The following is a 20,113-nucleotide window of genomic DNA, read 5'->3' as shown; positions in this document are numbered from 1 at the left end:
AGCAGTACCGCGGCCATTCCGCCGGAACCCATTCCGTGTCGCTGGCCCCCATGAACCGCGGCTTGTATCTGGTGAAGGTGGTTTCTGGCGGTAGCGTACAGACGCTTCGCGCCCAGGTGAAGTGATTCGCAAAATAGCGTCGGAGTAAACTTCAAAAGTCTGTTGCGATAAACATGCAAATATACAAAGAGCCGATTTCCATGAATCGGCTCTTTTAGAATTCTTGGGGGGATAATTACTTAATCGCAAGCATCGCCGAGATTACGCTGTCCGGCACGTTCTGCGAACGGAGAAATTTCACTCTTCTTAGGTTGAGAGCTTCATTCCGTTCTCGTTCTTTTTCAGCGCCCTGCTTGACGCCCTGTTCAAGGCCCTGCGCCAAGCCGCGCTTCCGTCCACGGCGGTCTGCGGCGCGTTCTGCGGCACGCAAACGGTCTCCCGCGGTCTTGATCCCCAGGGCCTGTCCGATACTCATACGCATACGCAATTCCTCCACGACTTCTTCATCAAGGTACTCTCCTAAATATACAACAATTTTTTCCGCAAGGGTAGCCCTTGCGCCATTTTCCAGCCGAGAAAGCATTTTCGTCAATCCGCCCACAACGCTCCTGAGACCATCTGCGTCAAAAGCGTGTTTCATCACAAGCGCGCCGACAGCAGCCTCTACATTTGGCTCCCTAAGGCAGGCTTCATCGGGAATGTCCGCAAGGTTCACAAGGACACATTCGAACGGCAGCTCGCGGCCGTTGAACTGGCCCCGATACTTTGTACGGAACTCCGCCATCGGGTCCCAGTCGCTCCGGCCATTATAGATAATGATGGCCTTCGTCGGGAGCCAGCCGAAGTCCGTCGCCCCCTTGTTCTGCATCACCTCGAAGGTATAGCGGTAAATCTGCGAAAGGACATCCTTCTTGAGGTAAGACTTGTGTTCCAGCAGGATGCCCACGAAAATTTCAGGGCCGCCCTTGATGCGGGCCTTGAAGGCGAGGTCCGATTCACCCCATTCCTTCACATTGCTAAAACTGCCCGGAATCAACTCCAGGGAGTCCATGTCAACCGTAGAGAGCATCTTGCGGAGCTCCGGATTTTTTCGCTTTGCAAGCCGCAAGAGGCTGCGGGTATTCGCAGGAATCGCATAAATGTAACGAAAGAAGGGGTCGTGCTTACGACGGAGAATCTTCCTTTTCTTGGTCATTTTCACTTCATAACCGAAACGCGTCGGCATTCGCGAACAGGGATTTTTTCTCTATCTATATTATACACGTTTCTTTCGGCAACTGGGCGCCGTATTTTCCCAAAATTTATTTCTTTTTACAATGAAAAATCGTTAAATGGTTGCTTCTTACAATTATCTTTCATATTTTACGGTGCGCTATATCTCTTGCTCACCGCCTTTTTGCTATATTGTTGTCGAACAATAAGTTACGTTTTTCCGGCTTACGGGAGGTGATTTTGAACAATTCGGTTCCTTTACTCCAGATGCTTACGCAGTCCGATGTCGCGACGCTTGTGATTTTGGGCATTTTGGCGGTTATGTCGCTCGGTTCCTGGGGAATCATCATTGTCAAGTATATCGTGAACACGAAAAATCAGCGTGCGAATGTCATTTTCTTCCGCAAGTTTGTGGACGTGCGCCAGTTCGTGGAACTGCAGGGGCTTTGCGAGACCGCAGACGACAGCGCGCTTAAGAGCCTTACGGCGGAAGTGCTCAAGGAAGCCTCCAAGTTCAGTAACTTCGTGAGCTACGACTCCATCCAGCACCGCGCCTCGCTCCTCGAAGATACTATCCAGCGTTCGATTGAAGGCTTGCGCCTGACCGAAGACCGCTACCTCGGCTTCTTGGCCACGTGCTCTAACCTTGCCCCGTTCTTCGGACTTCTGGGTACGGTGTGGGGAATCATGGTCGCGTTCTTCCAGATCGGTCAGCACGGCTCGGCGGACCTTACCGTGGTCGCTCCGGGTATCGCCATGGCGCTTATCACGACGGTGGCGGGCCTCGTGGTCGCTATCCCTGCTTCTGCCGGTTACAACTACTTTACCTCCCGCAACGGTCAGAACGAAATCTCGTACTTCAACTTCGGCTCCCAGGTGCTCAGTCTCTTTAAGCGCGGTGACTTGCTCGCCCTCGAAGAAGTGGCTGGCTAGGAGGCATAGTGAAGCGCAGTCGCGGAAAAGAACTTAAGCAGGAGATGAACCTCACGAACATGATCGACATCGTGTTCGCGATTCTGATTGTGTTCATTATTTCTGCGCCTCTCATGAGCCAGGGGGTCAAGGTGGACTTGCCCAAGGCGGAAGCCCCGACCATGGAGCAGGAAAAACTTTTGAAGGTTTCCATCACCAAGAACGAGGAACTCTACATCGCCGACATGATGGTCGGTTTCGGAAGTTTCAACAACGTGTTCAAGTCGCTCTGGAATGGCGAGATGGCGGTGGTCATCAATGCCGACGAGTCGGTGAACTACGGTCTTGTGATGAAGGTGGTGACCCAGGTGCAGAAGCTCGGTGTCACGAAACTCGGATTCCTGACGATGAATCCCAAGGAAAAACTGGGAAAGAACTAGGTGAGCGCAGATAGAAACATCCAGTATTTTTCGTCTGACGATGACGGAATGATGGTGAAGATCATCGTTTGTGCGGTGGTGTTCCACTTGCTGATTGCGGGTATTTGCGTTGCGTTCCATTTTGTGAATTTCAAGCACGAGCCGGAACCGATTCCCGTGTTCGAGATGGTGCAGGTGAACCAGGTAAAGCCGCGTCCGCAGCCGCCGAGGCCTAAGCCGGTTGAACCGAAGCCCGAACAGCCCAAGCCGATAGAGCCTAAGCCCAAGGTGGAACCGAAACCCAAGGTAGACAAGCAGCTGCCGCCCGAACCGAAGGTTGAAGAAAAACCGCCTGAACCGGAACCGGTAGAGGAGCCGCAGCCGGAACCAGAACCGGAGCCGGAACCGCAGGATGACTTTGAAGTGGACGACTTGGACTTGCCGACGGCTGTCGAGGCTCCGAGCCTTAACCCGGTGGGTTCCGTGGATATGGATCCGCTGATGCAAGTTTATTTGGAACGCTTGAAACAAATTATTATGAGCAATTTCAATCCGCCTTCGAACTTGAACGTGCGCCGTGACGTGAAGACGACGGTGCAGTTCACGGTGGACCGTTTCGGCGGCATTACGGCGATTACGCTTAAGCGCAGTTCCGGAAACAAGACCTGGGACCACTTGTCGGTGCGCGCCGTGCAGATTTCCAAGGTTCCTGAACTTCCGCCGAATTTTAGGGCCCCTTCGCTCGTTTTGCACTTTAATTTTACACCAAATTAACATAAAAAAGTGGGTTATAAGAAGGAAATATTGTATTATTGAAGAAAGGGCCGTTGCGAAAATCCGTAAGGTGATTGAGCAATCTTTTGTGAATGTTGAAGATGATTTTTTTGAAGAAGAAAATGAATTTGATGAACTCTATGATGGTGCGCATGGCGACGGTCGCTTTTGCCGTTGCCTTGTTGCCAGTGACATCGCATTCGTCGATTGATACGATTGCTGTCGATGTGGGCATATCGGTGTTCAAGACGATGCCTATCGGTGTTGTTCCCTTTGCCGAAAGCAAGTCAATTGACTGGATCGAGGAAAAGCCGCACCAGATCGTGACCCGCGATGCGAACCTTTCGGGACGTTTTGATGTGGTATCTTCGGACAAGTTCAATCTGCCGCTATTCAGCAAGGCGCACGCCAAGCATTATGTGACGGGCAAGGTGACTCCGGTGGGTGGCAAGCTCAAATTGGAATGTTACCTGTATGTGGCTCAGACCAAGGACTTGCTTCTCGGTGAAACCTATACGGTGGAGCAGAAGGACCTTCGCCGCGCCATGCATCTCTTCTTTGACGAGGTTATCTACCGTCTGTGGGGTGAACGCGGTGTGGCTTCTACCAAGCTGGCTTACGTATCCAAGATTGACGGAATCAAGCAGGTGGTGGTGTCGGACTACGACGGTTTCCATCGCAGCCAGATTACGCGCGATACGACGATCAGTATGATGCCCGTGTGGATGAAGGACAACGCGGGGCTCTATTATGTGAATTTCAAGACGCACCGTCCGAAGCTTTATTCCAAGATGTTCGGCGGCTCCGAAAAGTCGGTGTTCCCGCAGCTGGACCAGACTTACAGCCCAGCGGTGAATCCGAAGACGGGTGAGCTTCTTTTCTCGAGTACGGTAGACGGCAAGACGGATCTGTATATCGGAAATCCGGCGACGGGCAAGGCGAAAAAGTTTGCCTATCTCAAGTCGAACCAGACGAGCCCGGCTTGGAGTCCGTATGCATCCGAGGTGATGTTTACCAGTGACCGTGGCGGTGGACCGCAGATTTTCGTGATGGGCAAGGACGGCTCCGATTTGCGTCGCGTGACCTTTATGGGACGCTACAATGAACGTGCAGCCTGGTCGCCCGAAGGAGACCGTATTGCCTACACCTCGATGGATAACGGTCACATGAACATTTATACCTGCGCCCTCGACGGCTCCGATATCGTGCAGCTGACGAACAACGCTGGCAACAACGAACACCCTACCTGGTCGCCCGACGGCAAGCTGATTGCCTTTGCGAGCAACCGTAGCGGCTCTTACCAGATTTATATAATGAGAAAAGACGGCTCGAATGTTACTCGTATCACCAATTCCGGTGAGAATACTTCGCCGACGTGGTCTTTTTTCTATGATGATATTAAACAACAAAAAAAGGAAGGTGAAAAATGAAGAACCTCGTGAAACTTGCCGTGGTGGCCTCTGCCGCTGCTATCTGCCTTGTCGCTTGCGCGAAGAAGGAACCGCCGAAAACCGAACCGACGGTTGAAAATGCTCCCGCCGAAGCGGCTCCTGCCGTAGAACAGGCTGCCCCGAATGCGGATTCTCTTGCTGCAGAACAGGCACGCCTCGAAGCAGAACGCCTGGCTGCTGAACGCGCCCGTCTGGAAGCGGAACGCGCTCGCCTCGAAGCTCTCATCAACCAGATCATGAGCGAAGATGTGTACTTTGACTTTGACCGCTCCGAACTCACCGAAAAGGCCAAGGAACTCTTGGCTCAGGTGGGCGAGCTCCTGATCAAGGAAGAACGCTTCACGATTACGATTGAAGGTCATACGGATGCTCGTGGTACCGAAGATTACAACTTCACTCTCGGTGCAAAGCGTGCCATGAAGGTGAAGGAATTCCTCGTTGCTTACGGCATTGACGCCAAGCGCATGGAATCGGTCAGCTACGGTAAGGAAGCTCCGAAGGTTGAAGGTGCAACCGAAGAAGCCTACTCCCAGAACCGTCGCGCCAACTTCCGCGTGAACATCAAGGAATAATTCAGATTTCAGAATTCGGATTTCGGAATTAAAAACTTTAAATTCAGAATCCGGATTTCAGAATGATATTAACTCTGAATTCTGAATTCCGAATTCATAATTGAATAAAGCACATGACTAACTTGAAACTACTTACTGCGGGTTTTGCCGCTATGGTCTTGATTGGGTGCAGCCAGATGACTGTGCTCCGTACCAAGGAAATGAAGGCGGTCGGTGCGGAAGTCCAGACGAGCCTGGATTCCGCGGTGCAGAGTCTGTCTGCACAGAACGATTCGCTGCGTGCCGAACTTGATTCGACCAAGGCTTTGCTCGATGCGTCGGCGCTTGCACAGAAACGTATGCAGGCTGAAATCACGATGCTTTCGCGCCGTGTCTCCGACGAGTCCGAACGCAACGATTCTAGGCAGGAAGAGATCATCTACCGTCTCGATATGCTTCTTGGAAAGTCTGACAAGATTCTGGCGAAGAAGGTCGTGGTGAGTGGTGCTCCGGCTCCGGTTTCGATGGATAGTCTGGAACATGAGGCTGAAAAGCTCGTGGAAGCCGAGGCCATGTTCAATACGGCGCGTTCCGATTATCATCGTGGCGAATTCAAGCTTGCCTATAACGGTTTAAAGCAGGTCTATGAACAGATGAAAGAGGGCGAACTCGCCGAGAATTCGCTTTATTGGATGGCTCTCTGCCTGATCGATGTGAACCAGGTGGACAAGGCGAAAAAGGTCTTTGCTCGCATGTCGGAAGCCTTCCCCGACGGCCAGAAGACTTGCCCCGCCTTGTTCAAGCTTTCGAGCCTTTATGGTGAAGAATGCGACATTGACATGCAGAAGCAGTACCTGCAGAAGATTCTTTCGACCAAGTCCTGCGAAAAGTCGCCTGAGTTCGAACAGGCTGCCGAAATGTTGCAAGAAATCTTGGAAAAAGAAGACAAGAAGTCTGCCGGTGAACCTGTGGAACGTTGCGTGCCCGTGGTTCGCGAACCGGTCAAGCCGACCTCCCGCAAGTCGACGACCGATGGCGCTTCTGAACCGACAGCAAGCGCAACGACCGAATCTACGGAAGCCGCTCTGTAACAGTTCAAAATCTTTTGAAAACGAAAACTCCGACGATTGCTTCGCCGGAGTTTATTCTTTAGTCTCTCGTCTGTAGCCGCGTAGCGGCGTTCTCTCGTCTAGTCTACGGTTCGTCGGCGTCGATGACGACTCGCTCGACTTTGGCGCCGAGCTTTGCCATTTTCGCTTCGAAATCTTCGTAACCGCGGTCGAGGTGGTAAATGCGGCTAATCTTGGTTTCGCCTTCGGCGATTAAGGCTGCGAGGACGAGCGCGGCGGAGGCGCGCAGGTCGGAGCCCATGACGTCGGCACCTTCGAGCGGGAGGCCGCCCTTGATGGTGGCGGTGTTGCCGCTCAGCGTAATGCTTGCACCGAGGCGTTCCATTTCGGCTACATGCTTGAAACGGTCGTTATAGACGGTGTCCTGGATGACGCTGTTTCCGGGAACCGAGAGGAGCGTTGCCATGAGCGGCGCCTGCATATCGGTGGGGTAGCCTGGGAAGGGGAGCGTTTGGATGGTAATCGGCTTGAGTTCTACGTCACGGGCATCGACTTCGGCCCAGTCGGGGCCGACATTCACCTTGCAGTTCATGTCGCGGAAGGCATCGAGGGTCGAGGCGATGTGTTCGGGAATGATCTTGTTCACTCGAACGCGGCCGCGGGTAATGGCGGCACCGCAGAGGAAGGTGCCCGCCTCGATACGGTCGGGGATGGTGACACCATTGCCGGGGCGTAGGGATTCTACGCCCGTTACCGTCAGGGTACGCGTGCCGCGTCCCTGAATTTTCGCACCCATGCCGATGAGGTAATCGACGAGGTTATCAATTTCAGGTTCAAGTGCGGCGTTTTGGAGCACGCTGGTGCCCTTGGCGAGCGTCGCCGCCATCAGCACGTTCACCGTGGCGCCAACGCTCGAAATCGGGAAGTGGAAGGTTCCGCCGGGGAGGCGACCGTCGCAGGTGGCTTCGACATAGCCATGCGTTACTGTAATCTTTGCACCGAGCGCCTCGAGCCCTTTTAGGTGCAAATCGACGGGGCGCGGGCCCCAGGCGCAACCGCCGGGGAGCGAGACGCGGCAACGTCCGAACCTTGCGACGAGCGGGCCCAACACATAGAAGCTCGCACGCATCGTCTTCACGAGTTCGTAAGGCGCTTCCAAGTGATCGGCTCCGCGGGTATCGATTTTAAGGCAGTGAGCTTCGCCGCTGATATGGCAACCGATAACGCGCAACACGTCGGACATCGTCTTCATGTCCTTGAGGTGCGGCACGTTCGTGATTTCGGATACGCCGTCGGCAAGAAGTGCTGCGGCCATCACGGCGAGCACTGCATTCTTAGCCCCGGAAATTTCAACTTCGCCGTCGAGCGGCTTCTTGACTTGGGGAACAATAAACTGGTACATAGTTAATTCAGATTTCTGTATTCAGAATTCAGAAGATGTTTAGTTTGTCTTAAATTCTTAGCGTTCCAGGCGGAAATAGACTGCAGCAAGCGGCGGAAGCTTGATGTTCAGGCTGCATTCGCGGTTCTGCCACGGAATGTCCTGCGTCCAGACTTCGCCAAAGTTACCCACGTTAGAACCTCCGAACATAGCGGCATCGGTGTTGAAGATTTCCTTCCACTTGCCGCGGGTCGGAGCGCCCAGGCGGTAGTCGTTGCGGACCACCGGCGTGAAGTTGAACACGCACAGAATCTGGTTCCCGTGGTCGTCCTTGCGGACGAAACTCACGATGGAATTGTCGGCATCGTCGCACCAGATCCATTCAAAACCGGTGTAGTAGTGGTCGATTTCCCAGAACGGGGCGTTTTCCTTGTACAGGTGGTTCAGTACCTTCATCATTTCGAGGAGCTTGCCGTGGCTATCCCAGCTGATCAGGTGCCAGTCGAGCGAGCGCTTTTCGTTCCATTCGCGGAATTGGCCGAACTCGTTGCCCATGAAGTTGAGCTTCTTGCCCGGGTGCGCGTACTGGAAGGCGTAGGTGAGGCGGAGGTTTGCAAACTTCTGCCAGTTGTCGCCCGGCATCTTGCCGAGCATGGAACCCTTGCCGTGCACCACTTCGTCGTGGCTGAACACCTGGATGAAGTTTTCGCTGTAGGCGTACACCATGCTGAAGGTCAGCTGGTTGTGGTGGTACTTACGGTGAATCGGTTCGTGCTGAATGTAGCTGAGGAAGTCGTTCATCCAGCCCATGTTCCACTTGTAGTGGAAGCCGAGGCCTCCCTGTTCAGGCGGACGCGTGATAGAGGGGAAGCTGGTGGATTCTTCGGCAATCAAAATCGCATGCGGCGTGAGGCGGCCCATGATGCTGTTCAGGTGCTTCAGGAATTCGAGCGTATCGTAGTTGATGTTGCCGCCGTCCTTGTTCGGCACCCACTGGCCGGGGCCCTTGCCGTAGTCGAGGTAAAGCATCGAGGCCACGGCGTCAACTCGCAGGCCGTCGCAGTGGAATTCCTTGAGCCAGTACATGGCGTTTGCGATAAGGAAGTTCTTGACTTCGTTGCGGCCCAGGTTAAAGATGTAGGTGCCCCAGTGCGGGTGTTCACCCTGGCGCGGGTCGGCATGTTCGTAACAGGCGGTGCCGTCGAAACGGCCGAGAGCGTGAGCGTCTTTCGGGAAGTGGGCCGGAACCCAGTCCACGATCACGCCGATTTCGTTCTGGTGGCAGAGGTCCACGAAGTGTCTAAACTGGTCCGGTGTGCCGTAACGGCTTGTGGGGGAGTAGTAACCGGTCACCTGGTAGCCCCAGGATTCGTCGAGCGGGTGTTCGGCGAGCGGCAAGAATTCCACATGGGTGTAGCCCATTTCCTTGAGGTACGGAATCAAGGTTTCGGCAAGTTCGTCCCAGTTCAAGAAACGGTCCGGATTCGCGGGGGCGCGGCGCCAGGAACCGGCGTGGACTTCGTAAATGTTCATGGGCGAACCGAAGACCTTGGTTGCCCAATGCGTAGACATGTAAAGGTCGTCGCCCCATTCGTAGCCGTCGAGGTGCGTGGTGATGGAGGCGGTTGCCGGACGGACTTCGCTGAGTTTTGCGAGCGGGTCCACTTTAACATGCAGGTTGCCGTCGGCGCCGTGGATTTCGAAACGGTAGAGTTCGTTCTCGCCGATGTTCGGAATGAAGATTTCCCAGATGCCGGAACTGCCCAGCATGCGCATCTGGTTGCGGCGGCCGTCCCAGCTGTTAAAGCTACCGACCACGGAAACGGCGTGGGCGTTCGGAGCCCAGACGGCGAAGTGTACGCCTTTAAAGCCCTGGTGTTCAACAAGGTTTGCGCCCAGTTTGCGGTAAAGCTCATAGTGCGTGCCGCTCGAAATCAGGTGGCGGTCAAAGTCGCTAAGTACAGGGAGGAATGCATACGGGTCGGTGAGCGTGTATTCGTTGCCGTCGTCCTGCTTGATAATCAGGTTGTAAAAGAACGGTTCGTATTCTTTGTCGAGAATCGCTTCGAAGAATCCCGTGTTACCGATTTTCATGAAATCAAATTCGTATTCACCGTCGCAGGATTCTCCGCGAATGAAACTGGCCTGCGGCTGGTAGGCGCGAATCACCGTCTTGACACCACGATCTGTATTCAGCGGGTGAATTCCCAAAATGGAAAACGGATCTTTCGTACTAAAATCCCAAATGGCGCGCATGTCTTCCGACGTGAGGCTCGTAAAGTCGTTCCATTCCATACAATACTCCTTTAAACACCTAGTTTAACGATGTAAATATAACTTAAACGTATTCGTTTCGGACAAAGAATAAATAAAAAAACGACCCACCGTTAGTGGGTCGCTTCATTGAGTGCGAGAAATCTCTTTCTACTAGAAATGGATAACGCGGACCTTGATGACCTTCTCGAGCTTGGAGAGCTTCTCGATGATGGAGTCGTCCACCTTGCTTTCCACGTCAACGAGGTTGTAGCCGATCTTGCCGTTGCTCTTGTTAGAGAAGCTGGCGATGTTCACGCCTTCGGCACCGAATACCTTCGTGATTTCGGAAATCATATTCGGAACGTCCTGGTTGATGACCACGACGCGGCTCTTGACGCCGGCATGCGGGTGATCAACGAGGGCCGGGAAGTTCACGGAATTGCGGACGCAACCGAATTCGATGTAGTCCTTCAATTCTTCGACGGCCATCACGGCGCAGTTTTCTTCGGCTTCTTCGGTAGAGGCACCGAGGTGCGGGAAGCAGGTCACCTTGTCGTTCTTGATGAGGTCTGCAGTCGGGAAGTCGCAGAGGTAACCCTGGAGGGAACCCGAAGCGAGCATTTCGTTGACCGGATCCATTTCCACGATGCCACCGCGAGCAAAGTTCATGATGTAGCTACCCTTGAACTGTGCGAGGTTCTTGCGGTTGAGGAGGTTTTCGGTCACGCCCTTGATGAACGGAACGTGCACGGTGAGGAAGTCAGACTTCGCAATCACGGTGTCGAGGTCGGCAATTTCCACCTTGTTGGAAAGTTCGTGCATATTGGCGGCGTTCGGATACGGTTCGTAAGCGATGACGCGCATGTTCTTCCAACGGGCATAGTTAGCGACGAGCACGCCGATCTTGCCGAGGCCGATTACGCCGAGAGTCTTGCCTGCGAGTTCCATGCCGGCGAATTTCTTCTTGCCGCTTTCGACGGTCTTCGCGAGGTCCGGGTCGGTGGTGTCGAGGTTCTTGACCCATGCAGCAGCCTTGTCCACGTTACGGACGGCCATGCCGAGCACGGTCATCACGAGCTCGGCAACGGCGTTGGCGTTTGCACCCGGGGTGTTGAACACGCAGATGCCCTTCGCGGAAGCCTTGTCGATGGTGATGTTGTTCACGCCAGCGCCGGCGCGGGCGACAGCCAGCAGGCCGTCAAAGTTGTCGGTATCAACCTGGGCGGAACGCACCAAGATGGCATCCGGATTCTCAACGGAGTCGGAAACCTGGTAGAACGAGCCAAACAGGCTCAGGCCTTTCTTGGAAATGTTGTTCATCGTCTTAATAGTTGCCATTGTATTGTCCTTTGTTTAAGTTAAAACTTAGTGATTGGTGGTTAGTGATTAGTGGTTAGGATTGTAATAAGAACTTTCCTTTTACATTCCTGTTTACTAGCCACTTAAATATTCCTGTTTACTAGCCACTGTTTACTAACCACTTTTAGGGTTCTTGCCAGCGGCCTCTTTCCTTGATCAAATTCACGAGTTCCTCGATGGCGTCCTCTTCGGGAATGTTCTTCTTGACTGCCGTCTTGCCCTCGAACAAGGTAATGCGGCCGGGGCCACCGCCCACGTACCCGAAGTCGGCGTCCGCCATTTCGCCTGGGCCGTTCACGATGCAGCCCATGATGCCGATGGAAATGTCGGAGAGGTGGCCGAAGCGGGCCTTGATCTTGCCCATGACCTGCTGGATGTCGTACAAGGTGCGGCCGCAGCTGGGGCAGCTGATAAAGTTCGTCTTGCTGCGGCGGCAGTAGGCGGCCTGCAGAATATCGAATGCAAGGAGCACGCATTCCTTCGCGCCCTTGTAGCCGTCAATCACGACGGCATCGCCAAGACCGTCCGTCACGAGGCTTCCGATATCGGCAGAGACGCGGAGGGTTTCCTTTTCGGTGTCGCCGATTTTGGCGTAAAGCAAAATCGGGTCTTTGCGACCTGCTGCATCAAGTGCAGCAGCAAGGGCGCGCACGCCGGAAACCATTTCGGCTCCCGTGTAGCAGAACACGGAACCTGCCGGTACCGCTGCCGGATTCTGGGCAAAGCCCGCGATATCCATGGCGTCCTTGAATTCCACAATCGGCTTTTCGTTCAAGTTGGGGAGCGCGAATTCTGCATTGCGGCGTTCGCCCGTGAGTGCAATTGCATCGGCCTTCACGCCGACCTTCACCGGATGAGAACCACCAATTTCCACGCCGGAAACAGCGACGGGCGTCGTCGCTCTGCGTTCGTAATGGTACGGGTCCTTTTCAAGAATCGGCACGTTGTATGCCGTCGGCGCAGCAGGCAACGCGCAGGCCTTGATGAGTTCCTGTGCCACAGGGACTTCGGCCACCGGATCTTCGGTGAGCGATACGCGGATGGTGTCTGCAAGGCCATCGAGCAACAAGGCGCCGATGCCAGCTGCAGACTTCAAGCGTCCGTCGGCACCCGCGCCCGCTTCCGTGACACCTACGTGGAACGGGTACGGCTTAAAGCCTTCCTGCTTGATTCGCGCGGCGAGCATACGGTAGGCGGCAATCGCCACGCGCGGGTTGCTGCTCTTGAGGCTGAGGACCACCTGGTCAAAATGTTCAGCTTCGCACACGGCCAGGTATTCCATGGCGCTTTCCACCATGCCCTCCACCGTATCGCCGTAGCGGTAAATCATGCGGGCAGAGAGCGAACCGTGGTTCACGCCGATGCGGATGGCGCGTCCCAGGCGCTTGGCCTCCTGCACGAACGGCGTAAAGGCTTCTGCCACCTTTTCCTTGCCCTCGTCAAAAGATTTGTCCGTCTGCTGGTCGAGCGTCAAAATGCCGGTGTCTACAAAGTTACCCGGATTGATGCGGACTTTCTCGACCCACTTGAGGGCTTCGAAAGCGGCCTTCGGCTGGAAGTGGATATCGGCAGATACCGGAACGGTGCAGCCGGCTGCTCGCACCTGTTTCATCACTTCTTCAAGTGCTGCAGCATCAGCAAATGTCGGAGCGGTAATGCGAACCAGGCCACAGCCCACCTTGGCAAGCGCTAAAGTTTCCGCCACCGTCTTCTCGACGTCCTTCGGCTTGGTGGTGGTCATGGACTGAACTAAAATGGGGGCATTGCCCCCGATAAGTGCGCCGCCAACGCGGACTTGTACAGTTTCCCTGCGGACTGCATTGAAGCGGTCGGCAACGTACGGGAATTCGCTAAACTTCGTCATGCGCCCAAAGATAGCAAATTTTCGCCTCAAGGTTAGTCGTTTTTTACGCAACGGATAGAGAAATGGTAGTCGGCAGAATGGTCCTGAGTGTAAATCATCATTTTGGGAAATCCGCTAGATTGAACCCTGACCTCGGTTTCCCGGATTCCCTCGTAAGCAAGGAAATAAGCCTGGCGTCCGGCATCACCGAACGCATAGCCCGATATGTTCCATGCATACCAATGCCTGCCGCAAGGCAGTGCAGAAAATCCATAGGCGTCTTCCATATTGGTACCCCACCCATAACGGGATCTGAGAGCATGTCCGTTACTGTCGAGCGGTACGCCGTACTTGTCAACCACGATATTCTTGAATTCAAGCATCGTCGGGATATGCCAGCCTTCGGGACAAATTCCCTGGTGCTCTTTCTGGATTAAGGCTGCAATAGATGCGGAGTCGTAATTCACCGCAGCTCCGTTCAAGTTCATGGCAGCCTGCCAGTTGTACATGCCTCCGCACACATCGCAATACTTTGTACTATCCTTGTAGCAAACTCTATTCCGGCCTTTCATATTCGCAACAATGCTAGAGTCTTGTTCATAACCCGTCTTGTATCCACGGAAATCGAGGTTCTGCGCCATCCAGGTCTTGTTCCCGATTTTCACGGTTTTGTATGTTTTCCCGTCGCGTTCATCCACCAGTTCTCCGTAATCGATAGTCGGGTTCAGGCGGTAATCTCTGGGAATATCAAGATTCCATGAAACCGCATTGAACCACGATCCGTTTTGGCAGAAATACACATTGTCGGTGACATTGCCCTTTTTGTAATCTCCTTGTGTACAGGGCTTATCCCACTGGTAAGTATACTTTTCGATAGTTGTCGATTCATTCCATTGCGTTTTGGCGCATGTTACATAAAAGAGATAGTCGTAATCTTTTGAAATCTTGAACGAATAGACTTCACCTTCACGGGAGGCTTCACATGTACCTCGACTCGAGAGAACATCCAATAAATATTCCAGCTGCTCGCTAATATCCGAGGCCCAATAACAGAATCCGCTGCAGCAGCGGCCCGAGCAACGGTACATATCGGAAAACAGCTCACCGGCAGCATCTTCATCGAACTCCACGACACCGTTTTTCACAAACGATTCCGAGTCAAAATACCTTGAACCAAAATCCATATCCGATGCGATAAAGTAGGTTATCGCCGTCGCCCACAGCTTGTCCGTATCCGACGTCCCGGCGACGCTGAATTTATCCACGTCATGGAATTTTTCGTCGAGACCGAAAGCCTTCTGCAGCTCCGTTTCGGCCTGGTGTTTCGCGTTGACAAACGAAAGGCCCTGTTCCCTGACCAAGGACTTGATTCTGCCCTGAATTGCGCTGAACGGCGGATTTATAAATAAAGACGTATCTTTTTTCACATTGACAATGCCGTATTGGTAGACATAAGACCTGATTGTCGAATTCGTGGTGTTGTTGCGGATAATCTCGATTTCCAAGAATTCAGCATCTTCTGGAATTCCACGAATAATGAACTTGTTCGTGGTAGTATCCATAGTCCCCTTGTATTCAATTGTTGAATCCACATAATCCAACTTATTGTCCAAAAGTCGGGCATAAACATTGGTGGCTACTTCATGAGAATAGAACCCTTCGTATCTTCCCTGGATTACCAAACCGGGGGTATCTTCTTCCGAAGATGAAGAAGATTCATTGTTCGAAGAAGATGCTTCAGATGACGAGGAATTCTTCGACAAAGAGGTGTTTCCCGAAGAATTGGATGTATCTGAGCTTTCGTCATTACTAGAAGAAGGATTCTTCGATGAGGAACTGCCTTTTTTCGAATTGGAACCTGCACTCAGATCCGTACTGTCCGAAGACGAACTGTACTCGTCTTCATCCAGATCGCGTTCATCAACCCATTTCCCCTGATTGCACGCGTAAACGGCGTCCTTGCTTTCGACAAAGTAGCGATCACCTGCATTTTCACGCGAGCAATCGGGTAGGTTGTTTATAGAGGATGCCGATGAAATGTGAAACCCCGAGTCATCGTCACCGCAAGCGGTGAACCCTAAGAAGAGAGTGGCTCCGAAAATTAAATTTGTAAGTTTTTTCAGCATTTGTTTACTAGACCTTGTTATGTGAACAAATGTAGAAAAAATGAAGGATGAAAGTTTTTTCATTCTTCATTTTTCATTCCAAATTCTCTATGCTTCGTCTTCTTTCAGGCTGCCGTAGTATTCTTCTAACTTGGAACGGCAGGCGATAAAGCAATCCTTGAGCGAAGGATCGAATTGGGTGCCCATACCTTCGATGATAATCGTATAGGCGTCATCAAAAGACATCTCGGCCTTGTAGCAGCGCTTGCTGACTAGCGCATCGTAGACGTCGGCGACTGCCATGACGCGGGCTTCGAATGGAATATGGTTTCCCTTGAGTTTATGCGGGTACCCAAATCCATCGAAGCGTTCGTGGTGGTAACGAGCTACATTGCTTGCAATCTTGACAAAGTCGGGAGATTCTATAGAGGTAAGCAGGTTTTCTACGATCATGGCGCCCTTTTCGGGGTGGCTCTTCATTTCTTCGTATTCCTGCGGGGTAAATCGACCGGGCTTTCTCAGGATGCGGTCTTCGATAGCGATTTTACCGATGTCATGCATCGGGGCTGCAGAAACCAGACTGTCGAAGAAAAACTCAGAGAAACCGAGACTCTTGTCTTTGCGCAGGTAGTCCACCAAGATAGAAACGACCTTGCTTGTACGCTTGATATGGCTACCGGTATTGCTATCACGGTTTTCGACCATGTGGGCCATGCCGATAAGCATTTGTTCCTGGATTGAGCGGATTTGAGAGTCGTTCTCCTTCAGCATCATTTCCAGACGGACATTGTTTGAACCCAGCATATTGATGTAATTGTGGATGCTGGTTTCGTCTTCAATCTTGAACAGGTTGATTTTCTTGGCGCGGGTAAGCGGAATCTGTCTCAACTTGATTTTGTAGTATCTTCCGTCGCTTTCGAATTTTTTCTCGATGATAATCTTGTCTTGAGAAATTTCCTTGATCCATGAAACGAGAAGGTGGTTGAGTTTCGTATTGTCGGGCATCGAGTGGTCTATCCGGCATTTTTTAAGGTCGGGGAAGGTCTTGTAAGCCACTGCGTTGCAACCGAGAAATTTGTTGTTTGTCGTAATCAGGACATAGCTGTCGGTGTTCTGGGTTTCCAAAACATGGGAAATAATTTGTTCAACATCGTAGCGTTTGACCCAGAAACAGATGTACAGGAGGGCGAATTGGTCAAATACGTAGACGGCGGGCATGACCAGCGTATCGCTTTCGACAAAACGGGAAATGAAGAACGAAAGGATCGACACGACTTCAATCGAAGAAAGCGCAATCAAGCTGTTGAAGGAAACGTTCCTTCTTTTGATGAAAGCATAGACGATAAGGCTCACGTTGATTAAGACGAAACCGACCATCATGCAGTTGAATATGTCGTGGCCTATGCCATAGACCGCGGTAAAGTTTCCTACGCCGTTGGTATAGATGAACTTGATAGACTTGTAATAGATGTCGCTAAAACCGACTGTCTGCGATAATACGAATACCGCAAAAACCACGATGGTTAGCAAGTCATAGCACCAATGGGGGAGTCGGATTTTGCAGATGGATATACCTGCGTCGAAAGTAAATAGCGGGAGGCATATCGATCCCACATAGATTATTTTATTCGAAAGAATTGCCTGGTCCAGGTTTGTAGATAAGGCTAGTAAAAGGTGCCCTAGACAAGCGATGAATACAGAATAGAATAACAGTGTGTAAGGACCGTTCAATTTCGGGTTGATACGGTGGTGCACCAATATATTAAAGGCCGATAAAACGGTCAGAAATGTCAAATACAAAATAACCATGTAAATCCCATCGATTAACAACACCAATCAACCGTATTAAATATAAATTAAAATTTACGGGTTAAGGTGTGTTCCCTGGTTTATTTTGCTTAAAATGTCTAAAATGTGTGTAAAAAATCACGGTCGCCAATCTTTTTACGATTGACGACCGTGACTTAAATCAGCTGATAATCGAAATTAGGCTTCAGCCGGTGCTTCAGGTGCAGCCGGAGCTTCAGTAGCGGCGGTTGCTGAGCCTGTCGAAGCATCAGCGGCCGGAGCTTCTGCTGCGGGCTTCGGAGGGAGGAGCGCCTTCATGGAAAGCTTCACCTTGCCCTTCGGGTCGACACCGAGGCAGAGCACTTCGACTTCGTCACCGACGTGAACGACGTCTTCGACCTTATCGACGCGGTGGTCGGCAAGTTCGGAGATGTGCACGAGGCCGTCGCGACCCGGGAGGATTTCGACGAATGCGCCAAACGGCTGGATCGTCTTGACCTTGCCCTTGTACTTGCGGCCCGGTTCGGGTTCGGCAGTGAGTTCCTCGATCATGCGGCGGCAGACTGCAGCGGCCTTGCCACTCGGGGCGGCAATGTCGATGTTGCCATCGTCGTCGATGTTGATGGTGCAACCCGTCTGAGACTGCATGCCCTTGATCACGGAGCCACCGGAACCGATGACGTCGCGAATCTTGTTGGTCGGGATGCGCATCTTGATCATGGTCGGAGCCTTCTCGGAAACCTTCGGACGCGGAGCGGCGAGGCCCAGCTCAGCCATCTTGCCGAGGATGTGCAGGCGGCCCTGACGAGCCTGTTCCAGAGCTTCGCGCATGAGTTCCGGCGTAATGCCGCGGATCTTGATATCCATCTGGAAGGCAGTGATACCTTCGGCAGTACCCGTCACCTTGAAGTCCATATCGCCGAGGTGGTCTTCCGTACCGGTGATGTCGGTCAAGATCTTGATCTTGCCGCCTTCCTTGACGGAACCCTTTTCGGAGATGAGGCCCATGGCGACACCTGCGACCGGAGCCTTGATAGGAACGCCAGCGTCCATCAAGCTGAGGCAGCCACCGCAAACAGAGGCCATGGAAGAAGAACCGTTGGATTCCTGAATTTCGGAAACCACGCGGATGGTGTACGGGAAGTCTTCCGGCAGCGGAAGAACGGCAGCGAGAGAGCGTTCAGCCAGGTGGCCGTGACCGATTTCGCGGCGGCTCATGCCGAGGCGCTTGCATTCACCCACGCAGTACGGCGGGAAGTTGTAATGCAGCATGTAGCTCTTGGAGCCTTCGCCCTGCAGGCTTTCGTAGCGCTGTTCGTCGGCCTTGGAGCCGAGCGTGCAGACCACGAGACCCTGGGTTTCACCACGCTGGAAGATCGCAGAACCGTGAGCGCTCGGGAGAACGCCGAGTTCGATTTCGATCGGGCGGACTTCGGTCGTCGTACGGCCGTCGAGACGCACGTCTTCGTTCAGGATCATTTCGCGCATGGCAGTGCGTTCGTAGTCGCTAAAGATTGCCTTAGCGTCTGCAACGAGAGCAGGATCCTGTTCTTCGTCCTTGCCGATGATGGCAAGAATGCGTTCGTCTTCCAGCATCTTCGCGCAGAGGTCTGCCATAGCCGGATAGAAGTCGGTCTTCACCATGTTGGAGTGGACGTCCTTGTTCAGTTCGTCCCACACGACTTCCTTCACCGTGGCGAGAAGCTTTTCGTGGGCTTCGCCAACGTGCTGCGGCTTGAGTTCCATCTTGGGCTTAGCGCAGCGGTCCACCAGTTCCTGTTGGGCCTTGCACATGAGCTTGATGGCTTCGTGACCGGCGAGAATTGCGTTGATCATCGTGTCTTCGGACACTTCGTAGGCACCGCCTTCCACCATGCAGACGGAATCTTCGGTACCGGCGACCACCAGGTCCAGATCGGCGCAGGCCATCTGTTCGTAGGTGGGCATCACGATGTTCTGACCATCGACCACGGCCACGCGTACGGCGGCAACCTGCTGTTCGAAGGGCAGTTCAGAAAGACCGATAGAAAGGGATGCTGCAGACACGCCGAGCACGTCCGGTGCAAACTTGCGGTCAGCAGACAGAACCTGCACGATCACCTGGACTTCGCGGGTGAAGTTCTCGGGGAACATCGGGCGAATCGGGCGGTCAATAATACGTGCAGAAAGCGTTTCTTCGTCAGAGGGACGACCGGCTTCGCGCTTGCTGTAGCCGCCCGGGAGGCGACCAGCGGCGTAAGCCTTTTCGCGGTATTCCACAGTGAGGGGGAAGAAGTCGCCTTCTTTTTCTTCGCCGTAGCAGACAGTAGAGAGCACGAATGCATCGCCCATCTTGGCGACTGCTGCTCCGCGTGCCTGCTTGGCGATACGGCCTGTTTCAAACGTGATGACGCGGCCGTCAGGGAGCGTTACGGACACTTCCTTCGGGTCGAGCATCTTGCCGTATTTTTGATGGTATGCGTCAATAGACATAAATTTCTCCAGTCTGAAGAATTAGCCGCGCAGACCGAGTTCCTTGATCAAGGCACGCTGGGCGATAATGTCCTTTTCGCCGTAGTACTTGAGGAGGTTCTTGCGCTTAGAAACCATCATGGACAGACCGCGCAGGGAGTGGAAGTCCTTCTTGTGGGTCTTAGCATGTTCGGTGAGGTTCTTGATCTTCTCGGTGAGGAGAGCGATCTGAACGCGGACGTTACCGGTGTCCTTTTCGTTTGCTCCGAACTTAGCGGTGATTTCTGCAGCCTTTTCTTTAGTGATAGTAGCCATTATAGCCATTCCTTTTTTTTGTTGTTTTTGCGGTCACCACCATGGCGACCTGTTTCATTACATGTTTTTGTCCGAGTTTCTCTGCTCTAGCACCAGTGGAATTGGCGAATCTGGTCACAGGACCCAGGCAAAAATGCAATTTGGGGGTATATATAGAAAATTCGGAATTCGGAGTTCGGAATTCGGAGGTGAAAGTATCGCGAAAAAGGCGAAAAAAGAGGAAAAC

General features: G+C 52.9%; 15 protein-coding genes. 6 read left to right on the top strand and 9 right to left on the bottom strand.

The genetic code is table 11. The annotated features are described in order from the left end of the window. Positions 1–235 precede the first annotated feature (235 nt). Complete coding sequence (locus BUA93_RS07825; RefSeq protein ID WP_175547391.1) at positions 236–1,195, bottom strand: Rpn family recombination-promoting nuclease/putative transposase; 960 nt, start codon at positions 1,193–1,195, stop codon at positions 236–238. 257 nt (positions 1,196–1,452) lie between these two features. On the opposite strand from BUA93_RS07825, the gene BUA93_RS07820 reads away from it, so the two are divergent. From BUA93_RS07820 to BUA93_RS07795, 6 genes are all read left to right on the top strand, one after another. After that, on the top strand, positions 1,453–2,145 hold the full coding sequence (locus tag BUA93_RS07820) for a MotA/TolQ/ExbB proton channel family protein (RefSeq protein ID WP_139257870.1): 693 nt from the start codon (positions 1,453–1,455) through the stop codon (positions 2,143–2,145). An 8-nt stretch (positions 2,146–2,153) separates the two neighbouring features. Continuing rightward, positions 2,154–2,564 carry an ExbD/TolR family protein gene (locus BUA93_RS07815; RefSeq protein WP_072978582.1) on the top strand — a complete coding sequence of 137 codons (411 nt, stop codon included), beginning with the start codon at positions 2,154–2,156 and terminating at the stop codon, positions 2,562–2,564. After that, entirely contained in the window at positions 2,565–3,317 is a 753-nt protein-coding gene (locus BUA93_RS07810) for an energy transducer TonB (protein WP_254793906.1), read from the top strand. Between the two features lie 122 nt (positions 3,318–3,439). Beyond that, positions 3,440–4,747, top strand: a complete 1,308-nt coding sequence (locus BUA93_RS07805) for a translocation protein TolB (RefSeq protein WP_254793905.1) — start codon at positions 3,440–3,442, stop codon at positions 4,745–4,747. Next, positions 4,744–5,340 carry an OmpA family protein gene (locus BUA93_RS07800; RefSeq protein WP_072978581.1) on the top strand — a complete coding sequence of 199 codons (597 nt, stop codon included), beginning with the start codon at positions 4,744–4,746 and terminating at the stop codon, positions 5,338–5,340. The genes BUA93_RS07805 and BUA93_RS07800 overlap by 4 nt, the downstream gene beginning before the upstream one ends. A 113-nt stretch (positions 5,341–5,453) precedes the next feature. Continuing rightward, entirely contained in the window at positions 5,454–6,410 is a 957-nt protein-coding gene (locus BUA93_RS07795) for a tetratricopeptide repeat protein (protein ID WP_175547390.1), read from the top strand. 103 nt (positions 6,411–6,513) lie between these two features. On the opposite strand, the gene murA is transcribed toward BUA93_RS07795, so the two are convergent. The 8 genes from murA to rpsO form a co-directional block, all read right to left on the bottom strand. Further along, a complete protein-coding gene (gene murA / locus BUA93_RS07790) occupies positions 6,514–7,791 on the bottom strand; it encodes a UDP-N-acetylglucosamine 1-carboxyvinyltransferase (protein ID WP_072978579.1) in 1,278 nt (425 codons plus the stop codon). A 57-nt stretch (positions 7,792–7,848) separates the two neighbouring features. Further along, complete coding sequence (glgB, locus tag BUA93_RS07785; protein ID WP_083597234.1) at positions 7,849–10,065, bottom strand: 1,4-alpha-glucan branching protein GlgB; 2,217 nt, start codon at positions 10,063–10,065, stop codon at positions 7,849–7,851. Between the two features lie 132 nt (positions 10,066–10,197). Beyond that, complete coding sequence (locus BUA93_RS07780; protein ID WP_072978578.1) at positions 10,198–11,364, bottom strand: phosphoglycerate dehydrogenase; 1,167 nt, start codon at positions 11,362–11,364, stop codon at positions 10,198–10,200. Positions 11,365–11,509: 145 nt separating this feature from the next. Further along, positions 11,510–13,249: a (E)-4-hydroxy-3-methylbut-2-enyl-diphosphate synthase gene (gene ispG, locus BUA93_RS07775; RefSeq protein ID WP_072978577.1), complete on the bottom strand. Its 1,740-nt coding sequence runs from the start codon at positions 13,247–13,249 to the stop codon at positions 11,510–11,512. Between the two features lie 32 nt (positions 13,250–13,281). Beyond that, on the bottom strand, positions 13,282–15,354 hold the full coding sequence (locus BUA93_RS07770) for an FISUMP domain-containing protein (RefSeq protein ID WP_072978576.1): 2,073 nt from the start codon (positions 15,352–15,354) through the stop codon (positions 13,282–13,284). 87 nt (positions 15,355–15,441) lie between these two features. Then, positions 15,442–16,947 carry an HD-GYP domain-containing protein gene (locus tag BUA93_RS07765; protein ID WP_175547389.1) on the bottom strand — a complete coding sequence of 502 codons (1,506 nt, stop codon included), beginning with the start codon at positions 16,945–16,947 and terminating at the stop codon, positions 15,442–15,444. 372 nt (positions 16,948–17,319) lie between these two features. Beyond that, positions 17,320–19,557 (bottom strand): polyribonucleotide nucleotidyltransferase, encoded by a 2,238-nt coding sequence (pnp, locus tag BUA93_RS07760; protein WP_175547393.1) that lies wholly within the window; start codon positions 19,555–19,557, stop codon positions 17,320–17,322. Positions 19,558–19,614: 57 nt separating this feature from the next. Then, positions 19,615–19,887, bottom strand: coding sequence for a 30S ribosomal protein S15 (gene rpsO / locus BUA93_RS07755; protein WP_072978575.1), 273 nt, complete (start codon positions 19,885–19,887; stop codon positions 19,615–19,617). Positions 19,888–20,113: the final 226 nt, after the last annotated feature.

Origin of the sequence: Fibrobacter sp. UWH4, assembly GCF_900142475.1 — a bacterium.
In the GTDB taxonomy this organism is placed as follows: Bacteria; Fibrobacterota; Fibrobacteria; order Fibrobacterales; family Fibrobacteraceae; genus Fibrobacter.
The sequence above is the reverse complement of the archived record's forward strand: the minus strand, read 5'-3'. Positions and strand labels throughout refer to the sequence as shown.